The organism is Heyndrickxia coagulans DSM 1 = ATCC 7050 (assembly GCF_000290615.1).
Taxonomy (GTDB): domain Bacteria; phylum Bacillota; class Bacilli; order Bacillales; family Bacillaceae_C; genus Weizmannia; species Weizmannia coagulans.
The window spans coordinates 23,961-37,415 of record NZ_ALAS01000258.1 but is presented as its reverse complement, the minus strand read 5'-3'; the positions used below and the strand labels follow the sequence as shown (position 1 = coordinate 37,415).

19 protein-coding genes and 1 pseudogene are annotated in these 13,455 nt (G+C 47.3%); 14 read left to right on the top strand and 6 right to left on the bottom strand.

Annotated features, from left to right (window positions below; genetic code table 11):
* The first annotated feature begins 276 nt into the window (after positions 1-276).
* Positions 277-1,056, top strand: coding sequence for an enoyl-ACP reductase FabI (gene fabI / locus IC21_RS14115; protein WP_017553970.1), 780 nt, complete (start codon positions 277-279; stop codon positions 1,054-1,056).
* Between the two features lie 80 nt (positions 1,057-1,136).
* On the opposite strand, the gene IC21_RS14110 is transcribed toward fabI, so the two are convergent.
* Positions 1,137-1,835: a hypothetical protein gene (locus IC21_RS14110; protein WP_029141797.1), complete on the bottom strand. Its 699-nt coding sequence runs from the start codon at positions 1,833-1,835 to the stop codon at positions 1,137-1,139.
* A gap of 267 nt (positions 1,836-2,102) precedes the next feature.
* On the opposite strand from IC21_RS14110, the gene IC21_RS14105 reads away from it, so the two are divergent.
* A complete protein-coding gene (locus IC21_RS14105) occupies positions 2,103-2,816 on the top strand; it encodes a CotO family spore coat protein (RefSeq protein WP_029141796.1) in 714 nt (237 codons plus the stop codon).
* Positions 2,817-2,864: 48 nt separating this feature from the next.
* Here the strand turns inward: IC21_RS14105 and IC21_RS14100 are convergent, their stop codons facing one another.
* On the bottom strand, positions 2,865-3,305 hold the full coding sequence (locus IC21_RS14100) for a CotY/CotZ family spore coat protein (RefSeq protein WP_029141795.1): 441 nt from the start codon (positions 3,303-3,305) through the stop codon (positions 2,865-2,867).
* Between the two features lie 158 nt (positions 3,306-3,463).
* Between IC21_RS14100 and IC21_RS14095 the strand changes: the two genes are divergently transcribed.
* The 8 genes from IC21_RS14095 (at position 3,464) to IC21_RS14060 (ending at position 7,664) form a co-directional block, all read left to right on the top strand.
* Positions 3,464-3,820, top strand: coding sequence for a DUF1360 domain-containing protein (locus IC21_RS14095; protein WP_017553974.1), 357 nt, complete (start codon positions 3,464-3,466; stop codon positions 3,818-3,820).
* Positions 3,821-4,146: 326 nt separating this feature from the next.
* On the top strand, positions 4,147-4,611 hold the full coding sequence (locus tag IC21_RS14090; RefSeq protein ID WP_029141794.1) for a sporulation protein: 465 nt from the start codon (positions 4,147-4,149) through the stop codon (positions 4,609-4,611).
* Positions 4,612-4,627: 16 nt separating this feature from the next.
* The gene (spoVAC, locus tag IC21_RS14085; protein WP_029141793.1) at positions 4,628-5,104 is read left to right on the top strand and encodes a stage V sporulation protein AC; all 477 of its coding nucleotides are present in this window, start codon (positions 4,628-4,630) and stop codon (positions 5,102-5,104) included.
* Positions 5,104-6,114, top strand: coding sequence for a stage V sporulation protein AD (gene spoVAD / locus IC21_RS14080; RefSeq protein WP_029141792.1), 1,011 nt, complete (start codon positions 5,104-5,106; stop codon positions 6,112-6,114). Before spoVAC ends, spoVAD begins: the two co-directional genes overlap by 1 nt.
* A 17-nt stretch (positions 6,115-6,131) precedes the next feature.
* Positions 6,132-6,488 (top strand): stage V sporulation protein AE, encoded by a 357-nt coding sequence (spoVAE, locus tag IC21_RS14075; protein WP_019721849.1) that lies wholly within the window; start codon positions 6,132-6,134, stop codon positions 6,486-6,488.
* An 84-nt stretch (positions 6,489-6,572) separates the two neighbouring features.
* The gene (locus IC21_RS16465) at positions 6,573-6,704 is read left to right on the top strand and encodes a YjcZ family sporulation protein (protein WP_073193836.1); all 132 of its coding nucleotides are present in this window, start codon (positions 6,573-6,575) and stop codon (positions 6,702-6,704) included.
* Between the two features lie 346 nt (positions 6,705-7,050).
* Complete coding sequence (gene spoVIF / locus IC21_RS14065) at positions 7,051-7,308, top strand: sporulation-specific transcription regulator SpoVIF (RefSeq protein WP_014095701.1); 258 nt, start codon at positions 7,051-7,053, stop codon at positions 7,306-7,308.
* A gap of 101 nt (positions 7,309-7,409) precedes the next feature.
* Positions 7,410-7,664 carry a hypothetical protein gene (locus IC21_RS14060; protein WP_019721851.1) on the top strand — a complete coding sequence of 85 codons (255 nt, stop codon included), beginning with the start codon at positions 7,410-7,412 and terminating at the stop codon, positions 7,662-7,664.
* A gap of 224 nt (positions 7,665-7,888) precedes the next feature.
* On the opposite strand, the gene IC21_RS14055 is transcribed toward IC21_RS14060, so the two are convergent.
* From IC21_RS14055 to IC21_RS14045, 3 genes are all read right to left on the bottom strand, one after another.
* The gene (locus tag IC21_RS14055; protein WP_017554211.1) at positions 7,889-8,317 is read right to left on the bottom strand and encodes a GNAT family N-acetyltransferase; all 429 of its coding nucleotides are present in this window, start codon (positions 8,315-8,317) and stop codon (positions 7,889-7,891) included.
* Between the two features lie 5 nt (positions 8,318-8,322).
* Positions 8,323-8,835 carry a 2'-5' RNA ligase family protein gene (locus IC21_RS14050; RefSeq protein WP_029141790.1) on the bottom strand — a complete coding sequence of 171 codons (513 nt, stop codon included), beginning with the start codon at positions 8,833-8,835 and terminating at the stop codon, positions 8,323-8,325.
* Positions 8,836-8,901: 66 nt separating this feature from the next.
* Entirely contained in the window at positions 8,902-9,633 is a 732-nt protein-coding gene (locus IC21_RS14045) for an alpha/beta hydrolase (protein WP_029141789.1), read from the bottom strand.
* Between the two features lie 329 nt (positions 9,634-9,962).
* Here IC21_RS14045 and IC21_RS17445 point away from each other — a divergent pair, with 329 nt between their 5' ends.
* The gene (locus IC21_RS17445; protein ID WP_234969471.1) at positions 9,963-10,124 is read left to right on the top strand and encodes a hypothetical protein; all 162 of its coding nucleotides are present in this window, start codon (positions 9,963-9,965) and stop codon (positions 10,122-10,124) included.
* Positions 10,125-10,139: 15 nt separating this feature from the next.
* Positions 10,140-10,298: a hypothetical protein gene (locus tag IC21_RS17050; RefSeq protein ID WP_013858822.1), complete on the top strand. Its 159-nt coding sequence runs from the start codon at positions 10,140-10,142 to the stop codon at positions 10,296-10,298.
* A 435-nt stretch (positions 10,299-10,733) separates the two neighbouring features.
* Here IC21_RS17050 and IC21_RS17045 read toward each other — a convergent pair whose 3' ends face one another.
* Positions 10,734-10,889: a hypothetical protein gene (locus IC21_RS17045; protein ID WP_013858824.1), complete on the bottom strand. Its 156-nt coding sequence runs from the start codon at positions 10,887-10,889 to the stop codon at positions 10,734-10,736.
* Between the two features lie 725 nt (positions 10,890-11,614).
* Here IC21_RS17045 and IC21_RS14030 point away from each other — a divergent pair.
* Both IC21_RS14030 and IC21_RS14025 read left to right on the top strand, forming a co-directional pair.
* Positions 11,615-12,487, top strand: coding sequence for an ROK family protein (locus tag IC21_RS14030; RefSeq protein WP_019721859.1), 873 nt, complete (start codon positions 11,615-11,617; stop codon positions 12,485-12,487).
* Positions 12,488-12,645: 158 nt separating this feature from the next.
* A pseudogene (locus tag IC21_RS14025) lies at positions 12,646-13,261 on the top strand (SDR family oxidoreductase); the annotation flags it as partial.
* Between the last annotated feature and the right edge of the window lie 194 nt (positions 13,262-13,455).

Here is a 13,455-nt window from a genome sequence, read left to right as displayed (position 1 = left end):
TACAAGTTCGGACTTGGACGCTTCGCGATGTTCCCGGATAATGGTCTTAGGATCGTTTGGGTCAATGCTTAGCGCTCCTTCCATCTCTATTTTATGTTGTCCGGCGCGCCTGAACAAATGCCGGCAGCTGAAAAAAGTTTGATTTTCCCTGGAGCCCCGGCACGTTCATCGCGAAACAAATCAAACGCAAGTGCTTTTCAAACCCGAAAAGTTCATGTAGAATTGGTATCAGGTACTAAAAATCGCATATAAATTGTGAATAAAGGAGTTAACACGATGCATTTATCTTTGGAAAATAAAACATTTGTTGTGATGGGAGTTGCAAATAAGCGCAGTATTGCCTGGGGAATTGCCCAATCGCTTGATGCAGCAGGCGCAAGGATTATTTTTACCTATGCGCTCGACCGGAATGAAAAAAGCATCCGCGAACTTGCTGAAACGCTGAACCGAAAGGATTATCTGATCCTTCAATGTGACGTGGAAAGCGACGAGCAAATCCAGTCATGCTTTCAAACGATCAAAAATGAAGCCGGCACGATTGACGGCATTGCCCACTGTGTTGCGTTTGCCCGCAGGGAAGAATTAAAAGGCGACTACACAAACGTGACGCGTGAAGGATTTTTACTGGCCCATAATATCAGTTCCTATTCGCTGTCGGCCGTTGCCAAAGCGGTGAAAGAACTGGAACTCATGCCAAACGGGGGCAGCATTGTCACCCTTACCTACCTCGGCGGTGAACGCGTCATGGAAAATTACAATGTGATGGGCGTTGCGAAAGCTTCCCTCGATGCAAGCGTCCGCTATTTGGCATATGACCTCGGGAAGCTCAACATCCGCGTCAACTCGATCTCGGCCGGCCCGATCCGCACACTGTCGGCAAAAGGGGTCAGCGACTTCAACAGCATTTTGAAAGTGATGGAAGAAAGGGCGCCGCTTCACCGTGGTGTTGATACGAGTGAAGTCGGTGATACCGCGCTGTTTCTCTTTAGTGACCTGTCGCGCGCGATCACGGGCGAAAATATCCATGTGGATGCCGGCTATCATATTATGGGCTAACGTGAGATGAAAACAGTTTGTCCGGAGCGTAAGTGAAAAAAGCCGGGAAGTGAAATCTTCCTGGCTTTTTTGGCATGGCATCAGTCTCTGTAATCTTTTTTATGGCCTTTTTTGTTGTCATCATGATATTGGTCGTTATCTTCAATTTCTGCAGCAGAGAATGTGTAGCTGACGACATTTTGAGGCGTCAGTGTAATGGTTCCAAGCAGTGTAGGTGCAGCCCCCGGAATCGTTGTATCTGGAGCAAAAGTACCGAGTTCAATGGTTAAGAAGTATTCGTTTTTCCCTTTGGACGGATCGGTATCCACGGCGTGAACCGTAGTTGTCACGTTTTCAAAAAGCAGGGTAACAAGCCCTCCGGCTGCAAGAATGGCGATGCCGGAAACCACGCTTTCATCCGTTTTTTGAGAGATGAGTGTTGTACCGGAAGAATTTCTTCTCCAGATTCTGAAGGTTGCCGGAATGGTTAACGGAATGACGATCCCTGTTCCTGCTCCTGTAACGGCTCCAATTAAGGCTGCAAGTGTTACACCAAGCGGCAGGTCTGCCGGCGACCATTCGACAGTTGCGAGCAATGAAACGCGGTCATCATAATCATCTACTTTTACATCTACTTCCGCAATGGCGTTTGCCATGTTAAAGACGCCTGTCACAGGTACAGGTACGGACGGCGACTGATCCACATCGAATTCCGAAAGAAGACCCCGTTCTTCCTCGTCTTGCCGTTTGTGGCGGCGATGATCATCATAGCAGCTGCCGTTTGAGTCATAATAAGACATTTAAATGCCTCCCTTCGTTTTGTTAATATATTCTACTCATCCGCATATTTTTGGAATAGACGGATGGTAGCTTATAAAAGCACATTTTTTTGCTTTATCAATTTGTGCCAATATGCTGTGGAAACCTCTGTTCCGTTCCTTGTCCCCAAAACATACGATAAGGCAGAAATATCAAATGATTGGGAGATTCCAAGCCCCTAGGCACATTTCTTATTTCCGCGCATAGTTATAAAGCGAGCCAGAAATCAGAGGAGGGATTTTGGAAACATGGAGGAGAGCCAGTACAGCAGCCAAAAACCGCTTCTTTATATTATCCAGCCGAAAAATGTTCCGCTCGCGATCAAAATGCAGAAAGTGTACAGAAATGTGGTTAGCGAAAAACCTGAACATGCCGTCCATGGGACGATCGCGGAACCAATGCCTGCCGGCGGCGATACAGGGCATGCCGAAGAGAAAAACAATACAGCGGCACAGGAGGAAAAAGCAGAACAGGGACAGCCCATACCAAATAAAACGTCAGAACAGGAAAAAACAGAAGGAGCTGCGGAACGCGGGGGAGCCGTAATTGTTCCGGCCATGGCAAAGGCGGCAAATAGTTTGGAACACGAGGGAGCGTCGAATGCCGCGGAACAGCAACAGGCGGCAAATGCTGCGGAACCCGCCGGAGCGGTGGAAGCGGAAACGGCTTTTGAAACGGACGGCGCTGGCACAACCGGCACTTTGCCGGAACAAGAAACCGTCCAACCGCCATCGAGGAAACGGTTTAAAGAAATGACAGTCCATGAAAAAATTGACTATTTAATCCATAAGCCGCGGTTTCTGCCGGAAATCCCCGTCACGATCCAAACGAACAGCACCGCCTATCGTGCCGTGATCCTTGAACGGATGGAAGACCAATTGTCCGTCATGCCTTTTTCTTCCATGGAAACGGTCTGGATCAATCTGGATGAGATCACGGACATTAAATTGCTGGTCCAGTAAAGCCCCGGAAAAAAAGTCGATAAGCGGCAACTTATCGACTTTCATACATTACAAATTGACAAATGTATCTTCGAGACATTGAATGGCAATGAAGTCGGTTAAATCAAGCGTGATGCACGTATCGGTTACTTCAAAATGGACCCTTGAATGGCCGTCGTGATGTTCGCAGACACATTTTAAAACCCGTACAACAGCACAGCATCCTTCCACATTTTCGACTCTTAAAAATTTCGATTTTTCGCAGAAGTCGTCGCAGCTGTCAAAGTGGTGATTTTTGTAAAATGGTTCAAAAGCACAACCGTCTTTTGTATATAGAATGAATGGACGTGTGTTGACATGTGAATGTTTTTCCCTGTTGGCACCGAGCACGGGATTCAAGCAGTTGGTCGGGCAGCTGCTGTCTTCCACCGCAGCATCCTGCAAATCGTTGATGAATTGTACGACATCACAAACACAAGTACGGGAATATTCATGGGATTTACTGCTCATTCATTTTTCAACTCCTTCAATGGTTTAGTTTCAGTACACTATAGAATATTGTCTCAGTGCTTTTTTTGTTACGAATGTCCCCGCGTTTTTGCAAAAATAGGCAAACAACTTGCATGGGGCATTTTGCATCCGGATCCTTCCGGGGAAGGAGGCAGGAAATGGTTTCCTATTGGCTTGATTTCGTTCTGCTTGCACTGGCCAGTTTCAGGCTGACGCGCTTATTGGTTTATGATAAAATTACGGCCTTTTTACGAAAACCGTTCCATAAAGAAATAACGGAAATAGCGCCTGATGGCACAGTAGAGGAATATATTGAAATTAAAGGAACAGGGATCAGAAAATGGATTGGCGAATTATTAAGTTGCCACTGGTGCACCGGCGTCTGGTCCGCCGCCATCCTGTACGGGGGTTGGGTGCTTTTTCCGCAAATCGGGTTGCCTGTTGTCATGATCCTTGCAATCGCCGGCCTGGCAAGCTTCCTCGAGACCGTCCTTTCGCGGATCATGGACGAATGAAGTGAACAACCATAAAAATGCCGCATACGATAAAAAAGGAAGCGCGAATCTTGAGGAAAGGATGGTAAGATTATGGGCAAACCACGCATCAAAATTCCGGTCACCCCTTCATCCGTCCCGGCGTATAAAAACAACCAGAAAAAAGTCAAAAAAGGCGGATGCGGCTGCGGTGGCAAAAAAACGCGATAAAGCTAAGGCGGAAGGCAGGATTGCACTTCCGCCTTTGTTTTCCCCATTTTCCAGGATGTGGCAAGAATTTCTAATTATAAAATCTGCGCTTGCGCGAAAAATAGAGAGGTAAAAGTTGAAAGTGCAGAGGGATGAGTATGAAAAAAATCATGTATGTTTTAGCTTCAGTATGTTTGCTCTCCGGCTGCGGTTTTAACGGGCCGGAACACAAGGACAGCAAAATGGCGCTTGTGAAAAAAACACAACCGTCGCCGGTGAGGCTCAGCAACACCGGGAATAAGGCCATTTCAGGGCAATTGAAAAAAGATGTCCTCGGCTTTGACAGCATTTACGATGTGGCCATCATTGAAGGGCCGAAAGAAACGTTGGTTGCCTATAAAGTCAGGCATCTGCACCGTTTTAAAATGAAGAAAATCGAAAAACAGCTCAACGCCTTTTTAAAGAAACGCTACCCCGGGCGCAAATTTATCACTTCCAGCGACTATAAAATTTTCCTGGAAACCGTCCGCCTGAAGGAAGATATGGACAAGCACAAAATTTCAGCCGGCAAGGCAAAAAAACGTTTTAAAGACATCATCAAGCTGAAACAGGAATTAACATAGGAAAAGGGCTGAGACAATGGCAAACAAAAATCAAAACAAAACACCCGTACAAAAAGCGTATGATCAGTTCGAAAAAAAGCATGAGATGAAAAGGCCGGTGTTAAAAAACTGCATCCGTGCATTTTGGGTAGGCGGCTGTTTTTGTCTGGTTGGGCAGGCCCTTACTTACTTCTATATATACATGTTTAATTTCACCGAAAAAACGGCCGGCAACCCGACAACCGCCACAATGGTGTTTTTATCCATGCTGTTGACCGGCTTCGGCATTTATGACCATATCGGGCAGTACGCCGGTGCAGGGAGCGCGGTGCCGGTAACGGGCTTTGGCAATTCCGTCGTTTCCGCTGCGATTGAACACCGGACGGAAGGCTATGTGCTTGGCGTCGGCGGGAATATGTTCAAACTGGCCGGCACCGTCATTGTATTTGGTGTGTTTTCCGCGTTTGTTGTCGTCCTGATTCGGACCGTGGTCATGATGTGGGGGGGATCGTAATGGCCGCAAAATCGCAAACATGGACTTTCACGAACCGTCCGGCCATTCTTTCAACCGGTGTTGTCGGGGGCCCGTTTGAAAAAAAGGGGCGGATAGCAGACGATTTCGACCGGTTTTTTGAAGATTTATGGATCGGCGAGGATTCGTATGAAAAAGCCCAGCGCAAACTGATCGAGGAAGCGGCTGGCATTGCCCTGAAAAAGCGAAACCTTAAGGAAACCGATATTCAGTTTTTTCTCGCCGGTGACTTGATTAACCAAATCACGCCGACAAGTTTTGCGGCAAGGACAAATGCGATTCCTTACCTGGGCCTTTTCAGCGCCTGCGCCACTTCGATGGAAAGCCTGGCGCTTGCCGCTTTCATCATTAATCACGGCGGGGCGGAAAAAGTGCTGGCAGGGGCTTCGAGCCACAATGCAACAACAGAGAAGCAATTCCGCTATCCGACCGAATACGGCGGGCAGAAACCGCCGACTGCACAATGGACAGTGACAGGGGCGGGATTCGCGGTGGTCGGTACGGAAGAAAACGGGCCGGCGCCGCGGATTACATCGGCCACGATCGGAAAAGTACTGGACCTTGGCATTTCCGATCCGTTTAATATGGGCGCTGCAATGGCGCCGGCAGCGGTCGATACGATTGAACAGCATCTCCGGGAAACCGGCCGTGATCCATCTTACTATGACTTGATTGTGACCGGCGATTTGGCGAAAATCGGCCGTTCCATCGCGCTCGATCTTTTCAAACAGAAGAATCTTGACATTCGCAGCGAACAGTTCCAGGATTGCGGCCTGATGGTATATGACAAGTCCCAGCCCGTCCATGCCGGGGCAAGCGGTGCCGGATGTTCAGCGATTGTCCTGTATGGCCATTTGCTAAACGAAATGAAAAAAGGCCGATACCAAAAAATTTTGCTCGTCGCAACCGGCGCACTATTGTCGCCTTTGTCTTATCAGCAGGGCGAAACCATTCCGTGCATCGCGCACGCCTGCGCCATCGAGTATTTGTAAGAAAGGAAGGATGCGTAATGCTTGCAATGTTTTTCTGGGCCTTTGTGGTTGGCGGGCTGATTTGTGTGATTGGCCAGTTGCTGTTTGATGTCGCAAAATTATCGCCGGGACATACGATGAGTGTCCTCGTGACGGTCGGCGCGGTTTTATCAGGCCTCGGCCTTTATGAACCGCTTGTAAATTTTGCCGGTGCCGGGGCAACCATTCCCATTACAAGTTTTGGCAATTCGCTTGCAACCGGCGCCATGCAGGAAGTGCAAAGGCACGGCATTGTCGGGGTATTGACTGGCATGTTTGAAGTCACATCTTCCGGCATTTCGGCTGCGATTATTTTCGGATTTATCGGCTCACTCCTCTTTAAGCCAAAAGGATAATCATGCCGTCCCTGACACACGCCTATACCGAATGCCTGCACCTTACATATTGTATAGTGTAATACAAGAAGTGAGGTGAAAAACATGTTTGGATACGGTTATGGCGGCGGCTGCGGTTATGGCAGTTACGGCGGTGGTTACGGCTACGGCAGCACGTTTGTATTGATCGTTGTTTTGTTCATTCTGTTAATTATTGTCGGTGCAAGCTTCTGCTGACAAGTTGCGGGGAGGATTCCCCGCTTTTTTTATGGCTGGTATTGAAAGGCAAAACATTGGGCCGGAAAACGGCAAACTGTTTTCGTCCCCGGATGAAGGACAAAACACGAGGCTGGGAAGCGGTGAACTGTTCTTCATAGGGACGATGAAGACAAAACACAGAGCTGAGAAACGCCAAACTTTCCTTCATCGGGGTGATGAAAGACAAAACACCAGCCGGTAAATCCTGCTTGTACACCCAACACAATTGATGCTAAATGCTTTTCGCTTGAAAATCCACTTTTGCACTGTCATTCCGGCTGCTTTTTTCATACGATAAAACAGCTTGAAGAGAGGAGCGACGAAGGTGGACCATCAGTTTTTCAAGAATATCGAAAAAAAGACAGGCGTCAATATGAATGACATTTTCCAGCTTGCAAATTCCTTGCAGAACGCGAACTTTAAAGATGAAAATACCGTCCGCGGCATCATCCAGCGCGTCTCGCAAATTGCAAACAAACGGGTACCGAAAGAGCTGGAAGACAAAATTGTTGAATCGATTGTTAAAGACGGGAAAAAACTGGATTTTAACACGATCAACAAAATGATGAACAACGGAAAGTAATCAAAGCGGGCTTGCAAATCAGATGCAAGTCCGCATTTTTCTGTTTAAAATGAAAGAAGAAAGGGAAAAGAATATAGAAACAATTTAGAGGGGTGACTGCCATGAGTTTGATCGCTCCAATTCCCGATTATCAGGCAAGCCAGTACCGACTTTATGACGGAATGTCCCTGCGTCGGCTTGAAGTGGAAAAAGCAGGTGCCGTTTCGAGGGCTTATCCTGTTAAGCGGCAAAACGGCGTCACGGGTGGAACAGAATACCATTTTAAAGCAAATGAACAACCGGCAAGAAAACCGGCAAAAAGCCGGATCATCGCAAACATTACCGGCCTGGGGCAATATATTGATCTTTCGGTTTGAATCTTTTCCCGCTGGAGTGCGAATTTTTACTCCGGAAAAGCAGCAAGATTGAAAAAGCGATTATAAAATAAACAAAATATTGCCGCTTGGTTGCCTGCTGAAAAATTGCATCATCATGCAAATTGGTTTATATCACCTAAATATTGAAAAAAAGCGGCGAGACACAACTTCTCGCCGCTTTTTCACGGATTTGGGGCTTTTTCTCCAGCCCGGGGTTCCGGATGTTATTTGATCGGTTTCTCCATTGTTTTATGCGGAATGCCGGCATCGAGAAATTCACCGGAAACAACACGGTATCCGAGTTTTTCGTAAAAAGGAATCGCGTGTGTCTGTGCGTTTAATTTGCATTTTTGCACGCCTTGTTCTGCGGCATAATGTTCAATTGCCAGCATCAGTTCCCGGCCGGCCCCTTTGCCGCGCACGGACGGAAGGATGCAGATGCGTTCCACTTTCCCGTACCCGTCCACCATCCGAAAACGCCCGGCGCCTGCGGGTCTCCCTTCATCATCGTACAGCAGAAAATGCGTGCAGTCCTGTTCCAATGCGTCAATTTCTTCTTCAACCGGGACGTGCTGCTCTTCTACAAATACTTTTTTCCGGATTTGAAAAGCCGTCTCCAGTTGTTCTTCATTTTTTACAGTTAATACGTCCACATTTGTTAGTCCTTTCCGAGATGATAGGTCTCATAAACAGTCCATATCCCGTTTTCAAGCTGATATAAAAGATGGAACCGGTTTACCTTTTCTTCGTGGTCAATGCCAACCATTTCCAGCTGGCGGAACACATCGGCATGTTCTTCTTTAGACAACTCCTGCCCGATGGTAATATGCGGCACAAACGGGTACGGAGGCGGACCGCCCGGCAGACGGTCTCTGAAATCTGCGAAAAGCCCTTCCAATTCCGGCGCCGGTTCAACTTTAAAATAAATTGTATTGCTGACGGGTTCAAAAGATTTCACTTTTGTCACTTTCAGCAAAAATGGGTTGTATTTTTTGGCAATTTCTTTCAGTTCCCCGCGAAAAACTTCCGCCTCTTCTTCGGATGCCTCAAACGCCGCTTTGAGCGTAATATGCGGCGGGATCAGCGCGTACTTCGGGTCGTAACGTTTCCGGTAGGAGTTGGCAAGGTCCTGCAGTTTTTTTGACGGAAAGACAACAAGCGCATACTTCATAAAATGTCTCCTTTTTCTGGATATTAAGCCGTTATGATACAATTTTATCAGAAAAATGGCCGAAAATTAATCTTTTTTAAACAGGTATCTGAGTGCACGCGGCAAATCTTTTTGCCAGTACTTCCAGGAGTGGACGCCGTCAAATTCGTCATAAAATCCGGGGACCCCTTTTTCTTCCAGGATTTGATGCAGGGTTCGGTTCGGCGTGATAAAATTCTGGATCTTGCCGTCGGTCGTTTTTACTTCCGTCTCCTCTTTTCCGACAATATGGTAAATGTCCATCAGCTTTGGATCCGTACATTGTTTAGCAGCTTCCATCACTTTTTCATTCACGAGCGGCGACATTAATGCGGCTTTTCCAAATGTATGAGGGTACTTGAATGCCGCCATGAGCGAGACGGTTGCCGCCAGTGAGTCTCCTGCCAGCGCCCGGCCCGATGCCATTTGTGCAGTCGGAAACTCACGGTCAAGGAAAGGGGCAAGTTCATGCGCCAAGAACCGGATATAAGCGGCATGTTGCTCGCCGTCAGGATGGTATTTCCGGCGCCTGTCTGGGATATCCGCATAAGGGATCCCGACAATAATCAAGTCTTCAATTTCGCCTTTTGCAAGCAGTTCATCCGCGGCACGTGCAATCCGGCCGAGCTGGAAGAAGTCTTTTCCGTCCTGGCATATGCATACGTCATATTGATAAAGCGGGGAAAAACGCGCCGGCAAGTATACCCAGAGATTGAGTGTTTCCCCGAGCTCCCTGCTTTCAAACGGGATATCTTTAATCGTGCCTCTTTCAATTTCCATACGATGAAAACCTCCTTCTCAAGATGGGGATGCCCCGCCGTCCCGGAAAAAATTTACACAACCCGCTGCCTGTAAATTCAGTTTACCAGCCCATACGAAAAACATCCAGAATCCAGCAACGCGGCCGCACCGGATCAGGAAAACGGTTAAATTTTGGACAAGCGCAGGGGCACAATTCCAAGTTTGAATGCCGAAAAAAAGTGTGCAGTACCCGGCTGCATGTTGGGGATGACCCTGCCGAAGCCGGGAACGCAAAAAATGGAAACGGCAATCCGGCGCGCATGTTTTTCCGGAAGCGGACGCATATTAAAAGAAAGGAGGCGATCCGTGTGAAATGGAATGAACAAGCTGCACCAAACAACCACCAGGCTTCCGCTGATTTGCTTGCGGCACAAAGCGATGAAACAGAATTTCAATACGAAGAACTTTCAGACGGCGGCGAGCGGAATAAAGTGATACAAGAACAGAAAAAACGCCGTACGCTCTTATAATAGAGGTGGGGTTCCATGAAAATCAAAATCGGGCAAGTATATAAAGAAAAGCAGCATGAAACACTTGCCATGGTGGTCGCAGTCCAAAACGAAAGCATCATGCTCGGCACTGGCAATCTCGTATCGCCAAAAACGATTGAAGACCGCTATGTCCTTGTCCGGGATGCCGAATAACGGTGCCCCGGACTATTTTTTGCAGCAACCTTAAAAATAAAGCATGCAATTGCATATCCGGCCAACAGATCAAATGAGAATATCAGAATCGGGATAAAGATCGCGCCAGCGCCTTCGTCCGGGAGATAGTAGGCAAACAACCGGGATATCAGTTGGTTGATCAAATACGCCAATACGAGAGTCAGGCAAAATTTCACCACCGCTTTAATGGTTCTCACTCCCTTCGTTTCATTTTGATTGTAGCCAAAAATAAAAAAACCGGCAAAAGCCGGTTTTTAAGGGGGTATTGCTAGACAACAAAAAGGGGGGATTGTCTAGTTGGTATAGGGTTTTGTAACTTGTCCTTGCTACAGGTATAATCGTACGGGTTTTTTCCTAAAAGATCATGAAAGAAAAATAAGTTTTTGATGAGAATTGTCGATTTTTGTTGAAATCCTACTCCTTGTCTTGAGGGGCAGCATCGTTGCTGTCCCCGGCCTGTGCCTTGTATTTTTCCACGATCTGCGCGATTTCTCCTTTATCCCCTTTTGCGTTGATCATTTCAAACCATTCGTTTAACCCTTCAGAAGTTCTTTTACCATCGTTTTTCATGGCTTTCCTTCTTTCCTCTTTTCCAAATATTTTTTGATTTCGGGCCTGCAAAACATGGCTGCGATGGCAGGCGGCACTACAAACATAAAAAATACAAAGTATAATGTGTTAATCACATGGAGATAAAACCAGGTTTCCATATCGTCACCCCCGGGTTTGCTTCTATGTATATTTTTTCGCCCGGCCTCTTTCTTATACCGTATAAATTGGTTTTAACCTGTAAATCCTATAAGGAAAAAGAAGGGAGACACCGCAAATGTTCAAGCGCCTGTTAGATTTGTTCAAACTGGACACAGCAGGGGATTGGGAAGATTGGGATCTGGACGATGAAAATTTGGAAGACGGCTGGGATGAAGAGGACGACGAGGAGATATAAAGCAGGTTTACGGGCCGGGGCATCTGATTGCGCCGGCTTTATTGCGAAAAAAAACCGGCACAATGCCGGTTTTTAAGGGGAGTTTTTTCTAGACATTAAGGGGGGTATCTAGAAACTTAAGGGTTTGTTGCTTTTTCCTTGCTACAGCTACAATATAACCCTCTTACACTAAAAAGCCATGAAGAAAAAATGAGAAAAAAATGAGAAAAAATTTGTCACAATTTATGCGGGTACCGATCATAAACACTTAACTCAATTGAAGAAAACGGTATACTAGAATGAGAGATATTTACCTTTCCGTTATGAACGGAGAGGCTCATTAAACCAATTCTATTGAGGGGGAATCACCATGCTTTTTGGCGGAGTGGAAGCAGGCGGTACAAAATTTGTTTGCGCAACGGGAGATGAAACCGGGAAAATTCAGGAAAGAGTTGAGCTCCCGACGCGCGATCCGGAAGAAACGGTGAAAGATGTAATCGGATTTTTTTCAAAGTTTGAGACAAAAGCAATCGGCATTGCCTCATTTGGGCCGATTGACGTCAATCCGGAAAGCGATACATATGGATACATTACAACAACACCGAAAACGGCCTGGCAAAATTATCCCATTAAACAAACGATAGAGAAAGCATTGGGCGTTCCGGCTGGCTTTACGACAGATGTGAACGGGGCTGCGCTCGGGGAGTCGGTGCTTGGCGCGGCGAAAGGGCTGGACAGCTGCCTGTACATTACAGTCGGTACCGGTATCGGAGCTGGAGCCGTTGTAAAAGGCAATCTTCTTGAAGGATGGTCGCACCCGGAAATGGGGCATATATTGGTGCGCCGCCATCCGGATGACCATTATGAAGGGGCATGCCCTTACCATCATGACTGCCTCGAAGGACTCGCAGCCGGTCCGGCAATCGAAGCGCGGTGGGGGCAGAAAGGAAAAGAGCTCTCAGACCGCCCGGAAGTCTGGGAAATGGAAGCAGATTATCTGGCACAGGCGCTCATGCAATACGTTTTAATTGTTTCGCCGAAAAAAATCATCATGGGCGGCGGGGTAATGCACCAACAGCAATTGTTCCCGCTGATCTACAAAAGGCTGGATGAGCTGATCAACGGTTATATCAAGCTGCCTGAACCGCTGTCCGAATATATTACGTCCCCGGGCCTTGGCAACGACGCCGGCATTACAGGGGCGATTTTGCTCGGAAAACAGGCATATGAAACAAGCAAATGATAATACAAAATTTAGCTGAGTGGCGGCCGCTTCTCCAATTTTTCGAATGGAATGGGCGATGAACGAGCAGGAAGTGCTTGACGCAATCAAAGGAAAATAGGTATGCCCCTGTCTCGTTTTCACAATTTAGGCGCTCCCGGCGGTAAGATGGTTAGATTGTCTCACTTGCAGGCGGCACGGCTCTGGCAGTCCAATCCAATGTGGCGAGCGAAGAAGATGTGCAACATTTGATGGATACCGCTGTGAAAGAGTATGGAACGCTCGATATTCTTGTCAACAATGCGGGGATCATGAATAAATATGGTGCCGGCGGGGGATCTGACAGACGCCCTGTGGGAAAGGGTGATTGCTGTCAACACAACCGGGCCGATGCGTACGATCCGCAAATCACTCCCGATCTTTATTGAAAAAGGAAACGGCGTCATTATCAATGTCACTTCTGTCGGCGGGCTGAACGGGTCGCGGGCCGGCGCCGCTTATACGGCATCCAAACACGCGGTGATCGGGTTGACGAAAAATGTCGGATTTCAATACACACTGAAAGGGATCCGCTGCAATGCGATTGCGCCAGGCGGGGTGGAAACGAATATCGGCACAACAATGAGCGAACCGAATGCTTTCGGGCTTGAGCGGGCCATCTCCGGGTCGGCAAACAACCCGAGGACCGGAAAACCGGAAGAAATTGCAACTGTCGCCCTGTTCCTTGCTTCAGACGATGCTTCCTTCGTAAATGGCGCAGTGATTACGGCAGATGCCGGGTGGACGGCTTATTAACCTTAAAAAAGGCGGCGGAAAATATAGACAACCCGCTGCTTTTTTTGAAATTACGAGTCGCCAAATGTAAAAAGCCAGCTATATAAAAATGAACTTCATTTTTTTACAGCAAAACCAGCTAACATTGCTGCGGGCAATACATAAAAAGTAGGAAGGTTTAGGTTAAATTATATACATAATGAATTTCAGTTTGC